Source organism: Bacillus sp. LH1, assembly GCF_057924895.1.
Genome location: NZ_CM175007.1, coordinates 3729353 through 3748336 on the forward strand (window position 1 = coordinate 3729353; position 18984 = coordinate 3748336).

Genomic DNA, 18984 nt, shown 5'->3' on the forward strand with positions numbered 1-18984 from the left:
TAACACGAAAGAGTGGGTTTCCCCACTCTTTTCTTTACACAATATACATGACATGGTTATCTCGGTTAATAGTATATCATAGGAAATGTTGATTTGCAAAGACTTTTCCTACCTACTAGAACAGTGATAACTGGTTTTGATCTGGTAAGTCTCCTAAACAACCTTGGCTATCTAAATACTCAATAATTGTTTTCGAAACCTTACTTCGCTGTTGCAAGTCTTCTTTTGATAAGAAGTCTCCATTTTTACGTGCTTCTACAATACTTAAAGCTGCGTTTGTGCCAAGACCAGGTACTGCATTAAATGGAGGGATTAATGTATCTCCATCAATAATAAATTCTGTTGCATGTGAGCGGTATAAATCCACCTTTTGGAATGAGTATCCACGCTCACACATTTCAAGTGTCATTTCTAGTACCGTTAATAAACTCTTCTCTTTCGGCGCAGCATCGAGTCCCTTTTGAGCAATTTCATCAATTCTTGCACGTATAGATGCTGAACCTTTCGCCATTGCCTCTACATCAAAATCATCTGCACGAACTGTAAAATATGCGGCATAGAATAACAGTGCAAAATGTACTTTAAAGTATGCGATACGTACAGCCATAAGTACGTAAGCAGCCGCATGGGCTTTAGGGAACATGTATTTAATCTTCTTACATGAATCAATATACCAACCTGGTACATTATTATTTTTCATGTCTTCTTCCCATTCTTCCGGTACACCTTTACCTTTACGAACCGACTCCATGATTTTGAAGGCTAATGATGGATCTAGACCTTGATAGATTAAATATACCATGATGTCATCACGACAACCGATAACTTCGCTCAGCGTACATGTACCGTTATAAATTAACTCGTTTGCATTACCAAGCCATACGTCGGTACCATGTGATAGTCCAGAAATTTGGACTAACTCTGAGAATGTCGTCGGTTTTGTCTCTTCTAACATCTGTCTTACGAATTTTGTACCAAACTCTGGTATACCAAGTGTACCTGTTTTACAGTTAATTTGTTCTTCCGTTACCCCTAACGATTCTGGACCAGAGAAAATTTTCATTACTTCTGGATCATCCGTTGGGATTGTTTTCGGATCAATACCACTTAAATCTTGTAACATACGAATAACGGTCGGATCATCGTGTCCTAGTATATCAAGTTTCAATAAATTATCATGAATCGAGTGGAAATCAAAATGCGTTGTTCTCCATTCAGCACCAATTGAATCAGCTGGATACTGTATTGGTGAGAAATCAAAGATATCCATGTAATCTGGCACAACGATAATACCGCCTGGATGCTGTCCTGTTGTACGTTTTACACCGGTACACCCTGCTACTAAGCGATCAATCTCTGCATTTCGAATCGTTAAGTTATGATCATTTGCATAACCTTTTACATATCCGTAAGCAGTTTTTTCCGCAACTGTACCAATCGTTCCTGCACGATATACATAGTCTTCACCGAACAGTACTTTCGTATAGTTATGGGCACGTGGTTGGTATTCCCCGGAGAAGTTCAAATCGATATCGGGTACCTTATCTCCTTTAAATCCAAGGAATGTTTCGAACGGAATGTCATGTCCATCTTTTACATATGGAATATTACAAGCAGGACATTCTTTATCTGGTAAGTCAAAACCAGAGCCTACAGAACCATCATTAAAGAATTCTGATTGCTTACACTTCGGACATACATAGTGTGGTGGTAATGGGTTTACTTCTGTAATTTCCATCATCGTTGCAACAAATGATGATCCTACCGATCCACGCGAACCTACTAGATATCCGTCTACTAACGATTTTTTCACAAGCTTATGTGAAATTAAATAAATTACGGCGAATCCATGCCCAATAATACTTTTTAATTCTTTTTCTAAACGTGCTTCTACAATTTCCGGTAGCTCTTCACCATAAATGCTACGCGCCATTTTATAACTCATATCACGCGTTTCATCATCAGCACCTTCAATTTTCGGTGTGTATAAATCGTCTTTTACTGGATGCACATCACCAATTAATGACGCAATCTTTTGTGTATTTGTTACAACAACTTCTTTCGCTTTATCTTCACCTAAGAATGAAAAACATTCTAACATTTCATCAGTTGTACGGAAATGTACTGGCGGTAATGAATGTCGATTTAACGGATTGGCTCCGCCCTGCGAACTGACTAAAATTTTACGATACATTGCATCCTCAGGGTCTAAATAATGTACGTTTCCTGTAGCAACAACTGGTTTATCTAACGTCTCACCTAGTTTTACTAAGTTAGAAATAATTGTTTTTAATTGACCTTCGTCTCGAACAAGTTCACGTTCTACTAAATGACGCAACACCTCTGGAGGCATTACTTCAATGTAATCATAGAACTGGGCAATTTCTTCTACCTCTTCAGGTGCCTTTTGCATCATTGCCTCGAAAACTTCACCTTTATCACAAGCCGTTCCTACTAAAATTCCTTCACGGTATTTTTTTAATAGTGACCTCGGCACACGTGGTACACGGTAAAAGTAATTAAGGTGAGAATATGAAACAAGTTTATATAAATTTTTCAATCCAACATCTGATGTGGCAAGTAACGTCATATGACTTGGACGGCCACGCTTATACGCATCCCCTTGTCCCATGCTATCATTTAATTGATCGTGATATTCAAATCCCTTTTCAATTACGTCTTTCAACATTTTCACAAGTAAATATCCCGTCGCTTCTGTATCATAAATCGCACGGTGGTGTTGTGTTAATTCAATATCAAGTTTTTTACACATCGTATTTAATCGATGATTTTTCATTTCTGGGAATAAGAATCGTGCAAGTTCTAACGTATCAATAACGGGGTTATTCGTTTTTTCTAGTCCAGCCTTTTTAAAACCTACGTTAATAAAGCCCATATCAAAGCTCGCGTTATGGGCAACAAGTGTATGGTCGCCCATCCATTCCTCAAACTTTTTAAACACTTCGTCCACTTCAGGTGCATCAGTTAACATATCATCTGTAATACCTGTTAATTCAATGATCGTCGCCGATAATGGTTGATGCGGATTTGCAAAAGATTCAAAGCGGTCAATAATTTCGCCACCCTTTACTTTTACAGCAGCCAACTCAATAACTGTATCGTATACAGCTGATAAACCTGTCGTCTCAACGTCGAAAACAACATACGTTTCCTCTGCAAGTAAACGATGCGCTTCGTTATATGCTATCGGCACACCATCATTAACTAAATTTGCTTCTACACCATATATAACTTTAACTCCAGCCTTCTTCCCCGCAGAATACGCCTCTGGGAAAGACTGAGCCACGGCATGGTCTGTAACCGCAATAGCCTCATGTCCCCATTTACCAGCTTGAGCAACAAGCTTAGAAACTGGAGTGACAGCGTCCATTTGACTCATCGGAGTATGGAGATGCAGCTCTACTCGTTTTTCGCCTTCTGGTGCTTTATCTTTACGAGACGGTCCTGTGATTTCATTAATATCATTTGCAATCATTACTAAATCTCGAACGAATGTATCGTTTTGAACAGAACCACGCGCTTTCACCCACATTCCTTTTTTCAAGGATTGCAGCATTGGAATATCTTCTTTGTCACGCGAGAACATTTTGATCATAATAGAATCCGTATAATCCGTTATTTTTAAAGTTAATAACGTACGTCCACTACGAAGCTCTTTTGTTTCTACATGGAAGACATATCCTTGAACCGTTTTTCTTCTTTCTTCATCTTGAATTTCTCGCATCGGTGTAATCTCTTCATCTGGCTTAATAAGATACCCGAGTGTAATCGGTCCTTCATACACAACGCTGCTTTCTTCAGCTTGCTTCTTCGCCATTTCTTCCATAGCTTGTATAACACGCTCGCGGTCTTCTTGCTGCGTTTGTTCACGAAACTTTTGCATTTCTTCTGTATTTTGCTGTATATGTGTGTCTAACTGAAAACGCGGGAATCCAAAAACTTCGTATTGATCCCCTACTGGTTTCGCAACGTTTTTCTTTAAAGCAGTAGACTCCAACTCGTTATTCACATTTATTAGCAACTTCACTCCATTCACCTGTGGAAGCTGCTTCTTTAAGTATGCGAACATAGGTGAAAATGTAATTCGTTCCGTACAAAGCGGCCAATACGCCCTCACTTCTTCTTCTGTAAATTGTTTATTCTCTGTTTCTAATGCAAATGTTGTTCTTGCAATATGAGAAAATGATTGCTTAAGCTTTGTTTCTAGCAATTCATATAATTCTGTAGGCAAAATACGTGGCACTTGTAAATCAAAATGCCAACTTTTATTCGCTTTATCAATAACGAGCCTTTCAATACCACCGCCTTGTAAATATTGATTTATAAGGTCGTCTGGTATTTGCAACTGCTGGAGCAAAATTTGAAATCGCTCTTGTTGTTCATTTGTTAAAGACATAAGCACTCTCCTTCCATTTGCTATTATAAATTGAAACGTACCACAAAGAAAGATTTCTCACCTCTTCTTTTACAAAATACGTTTACAAAGAAAGAGAAGGTACCCCATTACGAGGTACCTCTTCTTATTTTAAAATATTTGCAATATATGTTTGAAGTTCTTCTACTTTTACTTCTTCAGACTCACCTGTAGCACGTACTTTCACTTCTACAATACCTTCGTCTGCTTTTTTACCAACTGTAACACGAACTGGAAGACCGAATAAATCTGCATCTGCAAATTTAACACCTGCACGTTCTGCACGATCGTCTAATAACACTTCATAGCCTTGTTCTTGTAATGAGTTGTAGATATTTTCACCCATTTCACGTTGTGCATCCGATTTCATATTTACTGGAATTACATGCACATGGAACGGTGCTACAGCTTTTGGCCAAACTAAGCCGTTCTCATCGTTAAACTGCTCTGCAATTGCTGCCACTGTACGAGATACCCCGATACCGTAACAACCCATAATAAGTGGTTGTGTTTTTCCGTTTTCATCCAGGAATGTTGCGTTCATTGCTTCACTATAACGAGTTCCTAATTTGAATACATGACCAACTTCAATTCCGCGTGCAAAAAGAATTGTTCCGTTTCCATCTGGAGATTGGTCTCCTTCTTGGATGAAGCGTAAATCTGTATATTGACTTACTTTAAAGTCACGTTCTGGATTTACATTTACATAATGGAATCCTTCTTCATTCGCTCCTGAACATCCGTTAACAATTGATGCTACAGCATGATCAGCAATAATTTCGATATCACCTGTTACATTAATCGGTCCTAATGAACCAACTTCACAATTTAATAATGCTTTTACTTCTTCATGAGAAGCAAGCTCAACAACTGAAGCGCCGTATACATTTTTCACTTTCACATCGTTTACTTCGTGATCACCACGAACAAGTACCACTACTAATTTCTCATCTACTTTAAACACCATAGACTTAATGCACTTGTCAGCTGCAATGTTTAAGAATGCGGATACTTCTTCAATTGCTTTTTGGTCTGGTGTTGCTACTTTTTCAAGTGCTTTTTCTGCTTCGTCACTCTTCGTATACGTAGCTACAACAGGAGCCATTTCGATGTTTGCTGCATAATCAGATGTGTCAGAGTATGCAATTGTATCTTCACCAACATCAGATAATACCATAAATTCATGTGTATCTTTTCCGCCCATTGCTCCAGAATCAGCAATAACTGCACGGAAATTCAAGCCACAGCGAGCAAAAATGTTAGAGTATGCTTTATATAAACGATCGTATACTTCATCTAAGCTCTCTTGTGTAGCATGGAAAGAGTATGCATCTTTCATTAGAAACTCTCTTCCACGTAATAAGCCGAAACGAGGTCTTTGCTCATCACGGAATTTTGTTTGAATTTGGTATAATGTTAACGGTAATTTTTTATATGATTTCACTTCATCACGCACAAGATCCGTAATTACTTCCTCATGTGTCGCTCCTAATGCGAATTCACGAGCATTACGATCTTTCATACGCATTAATTCAGATCCGTAAGAATACCAACGACCTGATTCTTGCCATAATTCCGCAGCTTGCATAGCTGGCATTAATAATTCTACAGCTCCTGCGCGCTCCATTTCTTCTCGAACGATACGTTCTACTTTGTGTAATACTTTTAATCCAAATGGTAGAAAGCTATAAATACCAGAAGCATTTTGACGCATAAAACCTGCACGAAGTAATAGCTGATGACTCTTAATTTCAGCATCAGCTGGAACTTCACGTAATGTAGGACTGAATACCATACTTTGTTTCATTTATTTGCACCTCTTCATTTTACTCTTACACGCAGTAAAACCCCTCACCTCGAGTTAGGTGAGGGATTTTATTCTACGAGCTCTATTTCATTATAAGTTTCACTTTATTTTACAAGAAAAACTTACGAATGTCATTCCAAGTTACAACTAACATAAGTAACATTAATAATGCAAAACCAATAAAGTGAACCATTCCTTCTTTTTGGCGATCAATTGGTTTCCCTCGTAACGCTTCAATTAAGAAGAAGAATAAACGGCCACCATCTAAAGCAGGAACTGGTAATAAATTAAATAAACCAAGATTAATGCTTAGAACTGCAGCTAAACTTAGTACACGCGTAAACCCATAATCTACAACTTGATCTGTTAGATTATAAATTCCTACTGGACCTGATAACTCATTAATAGAAAATTGACCAGTTACTAATTTAACAAGAGATTCAAAAATTAGTTTCGTCCATTGGTACGTTTGTTCAAATCCTGATTTAATAGAACCCATTACTGTTTTCTCTACAGGAGAATACACACCGATTCTACCAACTTCGTCTTTTCCTTCTTTATCGAGTGTTGGCGTTACTTTCACATTAAACTGTTCATTATCACGCTTTACTTGTAACGTAATTTCTTTATTTGGGTTTTCACGTACAATAGTAACAACATCTTTCCATGTACTTGTGTTTTTCCCATCAATAGCTTGAATTGTATCATTCTCTTTCAATCCAGCTTGCTGTGCTGCACTGTTATCCATCACTTTTCCAACCATTGGTTTGTCAACAGGAACCCCTTGTACAAATCCAAGAATCACAAAAATAACAAATGCTAAAATGAAGTTCATTGCAGGACCCGCAAAGATTGTTAAAGCGCGTTGCCCTAGTTTTTTCGAGCCAAATTGTCTATTATACGGAGCAATTTGAATTTCTTCCCCCGCAGTAATAATACGAGCCTTTTCATTCACTCGGAATGTTTGAAGCTCTTCCTCGTACTCTTCATAGCCCGAAATTGTTAAATTATGCTCCAAATCAGCTTGTTCGACTTCAATAACACGAACATTTGGATACTTTTCATATCCATCAAAAACTAATTTTACAACTTCGTCTTTTTCATTTAATACAAGGCCAACCTTTTTCCCAGGCTTTAACTCAACTGTGTCCGCATCCTCGCCGGCCATTCTTACATAGCCACCAAGGGGCAGTAATCGAATCGTATACACCGTTTCATTCTTTTCAAATGAGAATATTTTCGGACCAAAACCAATCGCAAACTCGCGGCATAAAATACCTGCTCTTTTTGCGAAATATAGATGCCCTAGCTCATGGAAAAATACGAGTGCACCGAAAATTAATATAAAGGCAATCGCTGTATTCAATTCCATAACCACCTTTGCTAAATTTGTTCCATCACAAACCGTCTTGTGGCCGCATCAATTTCCAAAATTTCCTCTAAGCTCGGTCGTGCAATGACATTGTGATGGTTCATTGCTTTTTCAATGAGGTCTTCCACTGTTAAGAAACCAATTCTCTTTTGTAAAAAGGCTTCAACCGCTACTTCATTCGCTGCGTTCATTACAGCTGGCATACTTCCACCTGCTTTTCCAGCTTCATACGCAAAACGTAAACAACGGAATCGTTCTTGGTCCATTTTCTCAAAATGCAACGTCCCTATTTCCCATAAGTTTAACTGTTTTGTGTCTGAAAGAGGCAATCTATCAGGATATGTAAGTGCGTATTGAATTGGTACTCGCATATCAGGTGAACCAAGCTGCGCCATTACACTACGATCTTCAAATTCAACCATAGAATGGATAATACTTTCTTTATGTAAAACAACATCGATTTGCTCATAAGGGATACCAAAAAGCCAATGTGCTTCAATTACTTCTAGTCCCTTATTCATCATTGTAGCAGAATCAATTGTAATTTTCGAACCCATTGACCAGTTTGGATGTCGAAGCGCATCTTCTACGGTCACATGATGCAATTCATCCCTCGTTTTATCACGGAAACTTCCACCAGAAGCCGTTATAATAAGACGAGAAATTCTTTTTTCATTTTCACCATTCAAGCACTGAAAAATAGCCGAATGTTCACTATCTACTGGAAGTAACGAAACATTATGTTTTCGTGCTGCTTCCATTACAAGATGTCCTGCAGTTACTAACGTTTCTTTATTTGCAATTCCAATTGTTTTTTTCGCCTCAATTGCACGAAGTGTTGGTAACAACCCTACGCTACCTACAACAGCATTTACTACAATCTCCGCATCTGGATGTAATGCTACTTCTAAAAGTCCTTCACTACCATATACAATTTTTGTATTACCAGAAACAGATTGTAATTTTAAAACATCTTCCTCTCTTTGCACAGAGACGATTTGCGGAGAAAATTCTTGAATTACCTTTACTGCGTAGTCAATATTTTTCCCTACAGAAAAAGCAACGAGACGGAATTGGTCTGGGTGCGAGCGTAATACATCTAAAGTTTGTGTACCAATTGATCCGCTTGCACCTAATAAACTAATGTTTTTCATGACTCCAACCCCTCGTTCATTTATTAATTGTATTGTAATAAGAAGTAGAGAATTGGTAAAACGAATAACCAACTATCTGTTCGGTCTAATATACCACCATGCCCAGGTAAAATTGTACCTGAATCCTTTACGCCATAATGACGTTTAAAAGCAGATTGTACTAAATCACCAATTTGTCCAAAAATAGAAATGATAATTGTCAGCACAATTAAAATTACTACATTCGATTCGACTGGGAAGAACACGTTGTAAACAAGTGCCACAATAATTCCACAAACGATACCGCCTAATGAACCTTCAATCGTTTTATTTGGACTAATTTCTGGCCACAATTTTCTCTTGCCCAATGCTTTTCCTACGAAATATGCGCCTGAATCAGTAGCCCATATAACAAATAATGCGCAAAATACATATTTAATTCCTAATATTCTCGTTTCATTTAAATATAAGAATCCCATTGCCACATATGTCGTTGCCATCAGTAAAAATGAAGCATTATCAAAAGTAAATGTATTCTTAGAAAGGACTGTATATGATAAAAGTAATAAAACAATCACAAATGTGATTTCCAATTTACCTAATCCAATCCATGTAAACAGTTCTGATGCACTACTTGGAATTAAAAGAATCCACAATAATACTGCAGCTAAAACTGTCGGTACTGAAATAAGCGTAAGCTTATTCATACGAATTAATTCATATAAACCTATAGAAGCAAGTGCATACACTAAAACCGTAAAAGGCACGCCACCGTATATTACGATGGGAATGAATAGCGCGGCAGCAACCACTCCAGTAATAATTCTCTGTTTCACTACCAAACCCTCTCTTTCTACACGCCTCCGAATCTGCGCCCTCTATGTTGAAAGTCAGTAATCGCATTTAGCAAATGTTCTTCTTTGAAGTCTGGCCAATACACGTCTGTAAACCAAAACTCCGAATATGCAATTTGCCATAACATGAAATTACTAATACGTAGCTCTCCGCTTGTTCGGATTAACAACTCTGGATCAGGTAAAGAACTCGTCATTAAGTAGGAGGAAAGCATTTCTTCACTTACCTCTTCAGAACGAATTTTTCCTTCCTCATTATCTTTCATCATATGTTGCACAGCAGAAACGATTTCATCTCGACTTCCATAGTTTAACGCGAAATTAAGAATTAATCCCGTATTCTCTTTCGTATCTTCCATGGCTTTCTCCATCGCTCTGCGTGTATGCGTAGGAAGACGATCTTTTTGCCCTATTACTCGGACTTGTACGTTTTCTTCAATCAATTCTGGTAAAAATGTACCTAGAAATTCTTCTGGAAGCTTCATTAAATAATCAACTTCCTTTTTCGGTCTTTTCCAGTTCTCAGTTGAAAAAGCATAGAGAGTTAACACTTTCACATTAAGTTTACTTGCAAATTTTGTAATTTTCTTTACAACTTGCATACCTTCATGATGTCCCGCAATACGAGGCATTGCTCTCCTCTTTGCCCATCTTCCATTCCCATCCATAATGATGGCAATATGTTCTGGGATATATCCTTTTTTCACTTCTTCAACGAGATGATCAAACGATGTGTCCTTTTTACCTTTAAAAAAAGGAAAGTTTTTAAACATCATTCATACCCTCCAGCAAGCAGACGTATGCCTAAAAGTGTAAAAAGACCCCCTTAAGAAGAGGGTCATATTTGCGAAGTTATCGCTATTACACTTCCATGATTTCTTTTTCTTTGTTTTTTGCGATTTCGTCAACTTTTGCAATATATTTATCTGTTTCTTTTTGGATATCTTCAGTATATCCTCTTAAATCATCTTCTGTAATCTCGCCAGCTTTTTCAAGCTTCTTAAGATCATCATTTCCGTCACGACGTACGTTACGAACAGCAACTTTTGCTTCTTCAGCATATTTTTTCACAACTTTTACAAGATCACGACGACGCTCTTCTGTTAGTGCAGGGAATGCAATACGAATTACAGTTCCATCATTAGAAGGGTTTAAGCCTAAATCTGCTTTTAAAATTGCTTTTTCAATATCACCGATAGAAGTTTTATCATAAGGTTGAATTACTAGTAAACGCGCTTCTGGAACTGTAATGTTCGCTAATTGCACAACTGGTGTTGGTGCACCATAGTAATCAACTTGTACCTTATCTAATACAGACGCGTTTGCACGACCAGCACGAACTGTTGCTAATTCACGAGAATAAGCAGCAACTGCTTTTTCCATTTTTTCATTTGAAGACTTCAATACTTGTTGTCCCATATTTATTTCCCCCTTACCACTGTTCCGATATTTTCGCCTAAAACGGCACGTTTAATATTACCTTTTTCCATAACTGAGAATACAATTAGTGGAATATCATTATCCATACATAGAGAAGAAGCTGTAGAATCCATTACACCTAAACCTTCTTTTAATACATCTAAGTAAGTAAGCGTTTCGTATTTTGTAGCTGTTGGATCAATAGATGGATCCGCATTATATACACCATCTACATTGTTTTTCGCCATTAAAATTACATCTGCTTCAATTTCTGCCGCACGTAATGCTGCTGTTGTATCTGTAGAGAAGTATGGATTACCTGTACCTGCTGCAAAAATAACAACACGTTTTTTCTCTAAGTGACGAACTGCTTTACGACGAATGTAAGGTTCTGCAACTTGACGCATCTCAATTGAAGTTTGTACACGAGTTTGAATTCCGATATTCTCCAAGCTATCTTGAAGAGCTAATGAATTCATAACTGTCGCTAACATGCCCATGTAATCTGCCCCTGCACGATCCATGCCCATTTCACTTCCAATTTTTCCACGCCAAATGTTACCGCCACCAACAACAACAGCAACCTCTACATCAAGTTCTGCAATTTCTTTTACTTGTTCCGCAACTGACTTAATAACAGTTGGGTTAATTCCAAATCCTTGCTCTCCAGCTAAAGCTTCTCCACTTAGCTTTAAAACGACACGATTATATTTCGGTTTACTCATAATGAACCTCCAATTGCTTACATCTTTATTTTAAAAAAGGGAACACAATGTGTTCCCTAATCTGTATTAGTTACTACCTTTTACTTGGTTCATTACTTCTTCAGCAAAGTTGTCTTCGCGTTTTTCGATACCTTCACCAACAGCATAGCGAACGAATCCTTTTAATGTTCCGCCTTTAGACTCAACGAACTGACGAACTTTCATATCAGGGTTTTTAACGAATGCTTGGTCAAGTAAGCAAATCTCTTCGAAGAATTTGCCTAGACGGCCTTCAACCATTTTCGCAACGATTTTCTCAGGCTTGCCTTCGTTTAATGCTTGTTGTGTTAATACTTGACGCTCATGCTCAACTTCTTCAGCTGTTACAGCATCGCGGTCGATGTATTTAGGGTTAACTGCAGCGATGTGCATTGCAACATCTTTAGCAGCAGCTTCATCAGTAGAACCTTCAAGAACTGTTAATACACCAATGCGTCCACCCATGTGTAGGTAAGCGCCGAATGCATCTGCATCAGTTTTTGATACGATTTCGAAACGACGAAGTGTAAGTTTTTCACCAATTTTAGCGATTGCTTCGTTGATGTGCTCTTCAACTTTTTTACCGTTTTCCATTGTTTGAGCCATAGCTTCTTCAACGTTAGCTGGTTTGTTAGTTAATAAGTGAGCAGCTAATTCTTTAATTAGTGTTTGGAAACCTTCGTTTTTCGCAACGAAATCAGTTTCAGAGTTTAATTCTAAGATTAAAGCGTCGTTACCGTTTGTTTCGATGAAAGTTAAACCTTCAGCAGCAATGCGGTCTGCTTTTTTAGCAGCTTTCGCAATACCTTTTTCACGTAAGAAGTCAATTGCCTTCTCCATGTCGCCATTAGTTTCTGTTAAAGCTTTTTTGCAGTCCATCATACCTGCGCCAGTTTTTTCACGTAATTCTTTTACCATTTGAGCAGTGATTGCCATACTTTTCATCCTCCTAAAATATGTATTTATACCTTTTATAAAGGTGTTTATACCTTAAAAAAGGTGATAAAAGGCCGAACCCCTTATCACCTTTCCAACTTTGTTACGCAGTAACAGTTTCTTCACCTTGTTTTGCTTCAAGGATCGCGTCTGCCATTTTAGATGTAAGAAGTTTTACAGCACGAATTGCATCATCGTTTGCTGGGATAACGTGATCGATTTCGTCTGGATCACAGTTTGTATCAACGATACCGATGATTGGAATGTGTAATTTGCGTGCTTCAGCAACTGCAATACGCTCTTTACGAGGGTCTACTACGAATAATGCACTTGGAAGACCTTTCATATCTTTAATACCGCCTAAGAATTTCTCAAGACGCTCTAACTCTTTTTTAAGTTGAACAACTTCTTTCTTAGGAAGTACTTCGAAAGTACCATCTTCTTGCATTCTTTCGATGTCTTTAAGACGCTTGATACGCTTTTGGATTGTTTGGAAGTTTGTTAAAGTTCCACCTAACCAACGTTGGTTAACGAAGTACATACCAGCACGAGTTGCTTCTTCTTTAATAGCTTCTTGTGCTTGTTTTTTAGTACCTACGAATAAGATGTCTCCGCCTTCAGCAGCGATGTCGCGCATCGTTCTGTAAGCTTCCTCAACTTTTTTCACAGTTTTTTGTAAGTCGATGATGTAGATACCGTTACGCTCTGTGAAAATGTAACGCTTCATTTTTGGGTTCCAACGACGAGTTTGATGTCCGAAATGAACACCAGCTTCAAGCAATTGCTTCATAGAAATTACTGACATAATATAGTTCCTCCTAAATGGTTTTTGATATCCTCCGTTTACTTCATCTCTAAGCGAAACTACAAACGTAGCACCAACACTTAAATCAGTAAACGTGTGTACTTTGTACTGACACCACTGCTTACTATATCATACTGAAATATTACAATCAAGTCGAAAATGCGAACAATGTAAAACTTTCTTTGTTCATACTCGAATTCTAGTATTACCAACCTTCTTTTCTTTTAAGCAAAAAAGTAAATACAATTAATAGTTTTCCCAGAAAACACGCTTATGACACTTTTCACAAGCATCTTCTATCCATTGCACAAAAAAACTCTCCTCAATTGAGGAGAGTTTTTTATAAATTAGTTTGTTTTTAATTTAGCAAGTTCTTGTAGAAACTTGTCGTTTAGCACTTTAATGTATGTTCCTTTCATACCTAAAGAGCGAGACTCAATAACACCAGCACTTTCTAATTTACGTAGTGCATTTACGATTACAGAGCGAGTAATTCCTACGCGATCAGCAATTTTACTTGCAACAAGTAAACCTTCTGTTCCATTTAATTCTTCGAAGATATGCTCAATTGCTTCTAACTCACTGTAAGATAATGAGCTGATTGCCATTTGAACAACAGCTTTACTACGCGCTTCCTCTTCGATTTCTTCTGCTTTTTCACGTAAGATTTCCATACCTACAACAGTTGAGCTGTACTCAGCAAGGATTAAATCATCATCTAAGAACTCTTGACCAAGACGAGCTAATACTAATGTACCTAGACGCTCACCGCCACCAACGATTGGTACGATTGTAGTTAAACCTTGACCGAATAATTCTCTGTTTTCTACTGGGAATGCTGTGTAAGCACTGTTCACATCTAAGTTTGAAGATGTTTCTGTAATGTTGAATAAGCTTTGTGTATATTCTTCTGGGAATTGACGTTCTGCAAGCATTTGCTTCATGCGTTCGTTTTCGATTTGTTGGTGAATTGCATAACCTAGTAATTTACCACGACGGCTAACTACGAATACGTTTGCTTCGATTACTTCACACATTGTGTCAGACATTTCTCTAAAGTTTACAGGCTTCCCTGCTGCGCTCTGTAATAACGCATTTAATTTTCTCGTTTTTGCTAATAATTCCATTTCAAAAGTTCCTCCTACATGTTACTCACATATTTTTTCATCACTTGGAAACTAGGGCGAGTCACCTGATGACACTATTACAAAATAAACTGGCTCACATCTTTATTTTTAGCAATTGTTGCTAATTTCTCCTCAACGTATTGAGGTGTTATCGTTATTTTCTCTAACGTAATTTCAGATGCTTCAAACGATAAATCTTCAAGGAGCTTCTCCATAATCGTATGAAGTCTTCTTGCTCCAATATTATCTGTATCCTGATTAACTTGATAAGCAATCTCAGCAATCTTACGAATAGCTTCGTCTGAAAATTCAATTTCTATACCTTCAGTCGCTAATAATGCCATATATTGTTTAATTAACGCATTGTCAGGCTCGATTAATATTTTAACAAAATCGTCTGTCGATAATTTTGTTAATTCTACTCGAATCGGAAATCTCCCTTGCAATTCCGGAATTAAATCCGACGGTTTAGACATATGGAACGCTCCAGCTGCAACGAATAAAATATAATCCGTTTTTACTGATCCGTATTTTGTCGCAACATTCGATCCTTCTACAATTGGCAGAATGTCACGTTGCACACCTTCACGTGATACATCTACGCTATTCGACTGCTTACCAGCAATTTTGTCAATTTCATCGATAAAAATAATCCCGAGCTGTTCAGCACGATAAACAGCCTCTTGTGTAACTTCATCCATATCAATTAAGCGCTGTGCCTCTTCATTTGTCAAGAGTTTTCTTGCTTCTTTTACAGAAAGTTTACGTTTTTTCGTTTTTTTCGGCATAAAACTTCCTAGCGCATCTTGGAAATTCATTCCCATTTGTTCCATGCCAGTTCCTTGTAACATATCAAACATGGAAGACTGTTGTTCAGTCACTTCAATCGATACAATTTCTTCTTCAAGAAGCCCTGCAGCAAGCTTTCTCTCCACATCTTGACGTTTCTTTTCGATTTCAACATCTTCTTGTGTATCAGACGTTTGATTCGAATTTTGAGCGCCTCCAAAAAGCATCTCTAATGGATTTTTGAATCCAGATTGCTTCTCCGGACTCGGCACTAAAATTTCAACAAGACGTTGATTCGCTTGCTCTTCTGCTTTATCTTGAACTTTCACTACCATTTCTTCTTTTACGATACGAACCGATGTTTCCACCAAGTCACGTACCATCGACTCTACATCTCTACCCACATATCCAACTTCTGTGAATTTTGTAGCCTCAACCTTAATAAAAGGTGCTCCAACGAGTTTCGCCATTCGTCGTGCTACCTCTGTTTTCCCAACACCTGTCGGTCCAATCATTAAAATATTTTTAGGCGCAATTTCGTCACGTAAATTTTCAGCTAATTTACTGCGGCGATATCGATTTCTCAACGCTACAGCAACCGCTTTCTTTGCGTCTTTTTGACCGATGATGTATTGATCTAATTTTTCCACAATTTGGCGCGGAGTAAAATGTAAATGCATATAAAATGCCTCCCTTACGATTCTACAATTCTTCAACAATTATGTTGTGATTCGTATAAACACAAATATCGCCAGCAATCTCTAAACTCGCTTTCGCAATTTGCTTCGCTGTTAAGTGTTCACTTGCATATTGCTTTAAAGCACGACCTGCAGAAAGTGCATAATTCCCACCAGATCCAATTGCTAAAATACCATCATCCGGTTCAATCACTTCTCCTGTACCTGAAACAAGGAGCATAGTTGTTTTATCCATGACAATGAGCATCGCTTCTAGCTGACGTAACATTTTATCGCCACGCCATTGTTTTGCCATTTCAACAGCAGCACGCTGCAAGTTGCCATTATACTCTTCTAATTTCCCTTCAAACATTTCAAAAAGAGTAAATGCGTCAGCAACTGATCCTGCGAAACCAGCTAAAACTTTACCTTGGAAAAGTTTACGAACTTTACGAGCTGTATGTTTCATTACAACAGCATTTCCCATTGTCACTTGGCCATCTCCAGCCATTGCACATTCTCCATTATGATGAACTGCAAATATCGTTGTAGCGTGGAAATTTCCCATAGAAAAAACTCCTTTATTTGTTTTTATAGCTTTTAAAGCAATTTATGCCCGCGGGTGATGCTTCATGTAAACAGAACGCAATCTTTCTTTAGAGACATGCGTATAAATTTGTGTCGTCGACAAATTTTCATGGCCTAATAGCTCCTGTACAGTACGTAAATCCGCCCCTTCATCTAGCATATGTGTAGCAAATGTATGCCTTAACATATGGGGACTTATCCGCATTGTCAGCGAAGCCTTTTTAATGAGTTCATTTAAAACATAACGAACCCCACGACTTGTTAGCGGTGTACCTTTCGCATTTAAAAATACCATATGAGAATCTTCGTCAGTCTTATTAACTAACTGTTTTCTCCCATTCTCTATATAAGTAATTAAAGAATCTTGCGCATAGCTTCCGAACGGAATATACCTTTGTTTTTTTCCTTTTCCCATTACTAAAATTGTTCCCACCGCAAAGTCAATATCGGTAAGTTGTAAATTGACACATTCACTCACACGGATCCCAGTCGCATACATCAACTCTAATAAAGCTTGATTCCTTTGACCTAATGGCGTTTCCGTGTCAGAAACTTCAAATAATTCCTCTAACTCTTCAGCATATAAAAACTTTGGGATTGACAATTCTTTTTTGGGGAGTGACGCAAGTGCAAACGGATTATCCTTTCGATAACCTTCACGCATCAAAAAACGATATAAACTTCGTAAGCTTGATACTTTTCTTGCGACAGATTTACGGGCTAACTTTTCATCGTGCAACGTCGTTAAGTACAAACGAACATCCGCGTATGTAACGTCTAAAAAAGAGGATATGCCTTCTCGTTCCATAAATTGCACAAAATGTTCTAAATCATTTTGATAACTTGCAATTGTATATTTTGAATAATTTCTTTCAATTTGTAAATATCCAACGAATAATTGTAACAATTTCTTCACATTCACACAACTCACCTCAATAAAGGCTACTAAATCGTATCACAACTTAGTAGCCTTTGCAAGAAATTTAACTAAATATTTACAAAATTTCGAATCGTTTCTAAAGCGCGTGCTGCGTACGCTTCATTTCGTTCTGCTTTCTTTTTAATCTTCTTCTCTAACGGTGCAAATAGACCGAAGTTCGCATTCATCGGCTGGAAGTTTTTAGCGTTCGTTGCCGTAATGTAATTTGCCATGCTACCCATCGCAGTTACTGGCGGTAATACAACTGGCTCTTCACCTTGCACAAGACGCGCAGCATTAATTCCTGCTAATAATCCTGATGCTGCTGATTCAACATATCCCTCTACTCCAGTCATTTGACCAGCGAAGAATAAATCATCACGTTGTTTATATTGATATGTTGGACGAAGCAAATTAGGTGAATTAATAAACGTATTACGATGCATTACACCATAACGTACAATCTCTGCATTTTCCAATCCCGGAATTAACTGTAGCACTTCTTTTTGCGGTCCCCACTTTAAATGAGTTTGGAAACCTACGATATTGTATAAAGTTCCCGCTGCATCATCTTGACGTAACTGAACAACAGCATATGGCGTTTTCCCTGTTTTGGGATCTTCCAATCCAACAGGTTTCATAGGTCCAAATACTAACGTCTGTCTCCCTCTACTTGCCATAACTTCTACTGGCATACAACCTTCAAAGAAAATTTCTTTTTCAAACTCTTTTAAAGGCACTGTCTCAGCAGCAATTAGAGCCTCATAAAAACGATCAAACTCTTCTTCTGTCATTGGGCAATTTAAATATGCAGCTTCACCTTTGTCATAACGCGATTTCAAATACACTTTATTCATGTCAATGCTGTCTTTTTCTACGATTGGGGCTGCAGCATCATAGAAGTAGAAATAATCTTCTCCTGTTAATTCTTTCAATTTTGCAGAAAGATCAGGAGATGTTAATGGACCTGTAGCAATAATTGTCGGTCCCTCTGGAATATCTGTAATTTCTTCATTCATTACAGTTACATTTGGATGGTTCTTTACGTATTCTGTTACTTTAGCTGCGAACTCATGACGATCTACAGCTAAAGCACCTCCAGCTGGTACAGAGCACTCATCCGCCGCACGAATAATTACAGAATCCATTAAGCGCATTTCCTCTTTAATAACTCCAACTGCATTTGTTAAAGTGTTTGCACGAAGTGAGTTACTACATACTAATTCAGCGAATTTATCTGTGTGATGAGCTGGCGTTTGCCTTACCGGTCTCATTTCATATAATCTAACTTGGACACCACGTTTTGCAATTTGGTAAGCTGCTTCACTTCCTGCAAGACCTGCGCCAATGACGTTTACTACTTGTGTTGTCATTTATATC

15 protein-coding genes are annotated in these 18984 nt (G+C 37.9%); all 15 read right to left on the reverse strand.

Going from position 1 to position 18984, the window contains the following annotated elements:
- Nucleotides 1-115: 115 nt before the first annotated feature.
- The 15 genes from ACX9TM_RS19195 to trmFO all read right to left on the reverse strand — a co-directional run bounded on the left by ACX9TM_RS19195 (nt 116) and on the right by trmFO (nt 18977).
- Nucleotides 116-4417, reverse strand: a complete 4302-nt coding sequence (locus tag ACX9TM_RS19195) for a PolC-type DNA polymerase III (RefSeq protein WP_000060005.1) — start codon at nt 4415-4417, stop codon at nt 116-118.
- Between the two features lie 124 nt (nt 4418-4541).
- Entirely contained in the window at nt 4542-6242 is a 1701-nt protein-coding gene (locus tag ACX9TM_RS19200; RefSeq protein WP_000814299.1) for a proline--tRNA ligase, read from the reverse strand.
- Nucleotides 6243-6351: 109 nt separating this feature from the next.
- Nucleotides 6352-7608 carry an RIP metalloprotease RseP gene (gene rseP, locus ACX9TM_RS19205; RefSeq protein WP_001090244.1) on the reverse strand — a complete coding sequence of 419 codons (1257 nt, stop codon included), beginning with the start codon at nt 7606-7608 and terminating at the stop codon, nt 6352-6354.
- Between the two features lie 17 nt (nt 7609-7625).
- A complete protein-coding gene (gene dxr, locus ACX9TM_RS19210) occupies nt 7626-8768 on the reverse strand; it encodes a 1-deoxy-D-xylulose-5-phosphate reductoisomerase (RefSeq protein ID WP_000790373.1) in 1143 nt (380 codons plus the stop codon).
- 23 nt (nt 8769-8791) lie between these two features.
- Nucleotides 8792-9583, reverse strand: coding sequence for a phosphatidate cytidylyltransferase (gene cdsA, locus ACX9TM_RS19215; protein ID WP_000813592.1), 792 nt, complete (start codon nt 9581-9583; stop codon nt 8792-8794).
- A gap of 17 nt (nt 9584-9600) precedes the next feature.
- Nucleotides 9601-10377 (reverse strand): undecaprenyl pyrophosphate synthase, encoded by a 777-nt coding sequence (uppS, locus tag ACX9TM_RS19220; protein WP_000971296.1) that lies wholly within the window; start codon nt 10375-10377, stop codon nt 9601-9603.
- 85 nt (nt 10378-10462) lie between these two features.
- Nucleotides 10463-11020 (reverse strand): ribosome recycling factor, encoded by a 558-nt coding sequence (gene frr, locus ACX9TM_RS19225; RefSeq protein WP_000531501.1) that lies wholly within the window; start codon nt 11018-11020, stop codon nt 10463-10465.
- A 2-nt stretch (nt 11021-11022) separates the two neighbouring features.
- A complete protein-coding gene (pyrH, locus tag ACX9TM_RS19230; protein ID WP_000042668.1) occupies nt 11023-11745 on the reverse strand; it encodes a UMP kinase in 723 nt (240 codons plus the stop codon).
- Between the two features lie 66 nt (nt 11746-11811).
- The gene (gene tsf / locus ACX9TM_RS19235) at nt 11812-12699 is read right to left on the reverse strand and encodes a translation elongation factor Ts (protein WP_001018578.1); all 888 of its coding nucleotides are present in this window, start codon (nt 12697-12699) and stop codon (nt 11812-11814) included.
- 103 nt (nt 12700-12802) lie between these two features.
- Nucleotides 12803-13504: a 30S ribosomal protein S2 gene (gene rpsB / locus ACX9TM_RS19240; protein WP_000111485.1), complete on the reverse strand. Its 702-nt coding sequence runs from the start codon at nt 13502-13504 to the stop codon at nt 12803-12805.
- 347 nt (nt 13505-13851) lie between these two features.
- Nucleotides 13852-14631 (reverse strand): GTP-sensing pleiotropic transcriptional regulator CodY, encoded by a 780-nt coding sequence (gene codY / locus ACX9TM_RS19245; protein ID WP_000421290.1) that lies wholly within the window; start codon nt 14629-14631, stop codon nt 13852-13854.
- Between the two features lie 77 nt (nt 14632-14708).
- Nucleotides 14709-16100 carry an ATP-dependent protease ATPase subunit HslU gene (hslU, locus tag ACX9TM_RS19250; protein ID WP_000550078.1) on the reverse strand — a complete coding sequence of 464 codons (1392 nt, stop codon included), beginning with the start codon at nt 16098-16100 and terminating at the stop codon, nt 14709-14711.
- Nucleotides 16101-16122: 22 nt separating this feature from the next.
- Entirely contained in the window at nt 16123-16665 is a 543-nt protein-coding gene (gene hslV, locus ACX9TM_RS19255) for an ATP-dependent protease proteolytic subunit HslV (protein WP_000526272.1), read from the reverse strand.
- Between the two features lie 42 nt (nt 16666-16707).
- The gene (gene xerC / locus ACX9TM_RS19260; RefSeq protein WP_001101243.1) at nt 16708-17607 is read right to left on the reverse strand and encodes a tyrosine recombinase XerC; all 900 of its coding nucleotides are present in this window, start codon (nt 17605-17607) and stop codon (nt 16708-16710) included.
- Between the two features lie 65 nt (nt 17608-17672).
- A complete protein-coding gene (gene trmFO, locus ACX9TM_RS19265) occupies nt 17673-18977 on the reverse strand; it encodes an FADH(2)-oxidizing methylenetetrahydrofolate--tRNA-(uracil(54)-C(5))-methyltransferase TrmFO (RefSeq protein ID WP_000213002.1) in 1305 nt (434 codons plus the stop codon).
- Nucleotides 18978-18984: the final 7 nt, after the last annotated feature.

Bases quoted from the DNA above. Each gene is read 5' to 3' on its own strand.
- ACX9TM_RS19195 (WP_000060005.1), bottom strand. From the start codon at position 4,417: ATGTCTTTAACAAATGAACAACAAGAGCGATTTCAAATTTTGCTCCAG.
- ACX9TM_RS19200 (WP_000814299.1), bottom strand. From the start codon at position 6,242: ATGAAACAAAGTATGGTATTCAGTCCTACATTACGTGAAGTTCCAGCT.
- dxr (WP_000790373.1), bottom strand. From the start codon at position 8,768: ATGAAAAACATTAGTTTATTAGGTGCAAGCGGATCAATTGGTACACAA.
- uppS (WP_000971296.1), bottom strand. From the start codon at position 10,377: ATGATGTTTAAAAACTTTCCTTTTTTTAAAGGTAAAAAGGACACATCG.
- frr (WP_000531501.1), bottom strand. From the start codon at position 11,020: ATGGGACAACAAGTATTGAAGTCTTCAAATGAAAAAATGGAAAAAGCA.
- pyrH (WP_000042668.1), bottom strand. From the start codon at position 11,745: ATGAGTAAACCGAAATATAATCGTGTCGTTTTAAAGCTAAGTGGAGAA.
- tsf (WP_001018578.1), bottom strand. From the start codon at position 12,699: ATGGCAATCACTGCTCAAATGGTAAAAGAATTACGTGAAAAAACTGGC.
- rpsB (WP_000111485.1), bottom strand. From the start codon at position 13,504: ATGTCAGTAATTTCTATGAAGCAATTGCTTGAAGCTGGTGTTCATTTC.
- codY (WP_000421290.1), bottom strand. From the start codon at position 14,631: ATGGAATTATTAGCAAAAACGAGAAAATTAAATGCGTTATTACAGAGC.
- hslU (WP_000550078.1), bottom strand. From the start codon at position 16,100: ATGCATTTACATTTTACTCCGCGCCAAATTGTGGAAAAATTAGATCAA.
- hslV (WP_000526272.1), bottom strand. From the start codon at position 16,665: ATGGGAAATTTCCACGCTACAACGATATTTGCAGTTCATCATAATGGA.
- trmFO (WP_000213002.1), bottom strand. From the start codon at position 18,977: ATGACAACACAAGTAGTAAACGTCATTGGCGCAGGTCTTGCAGGAAGT.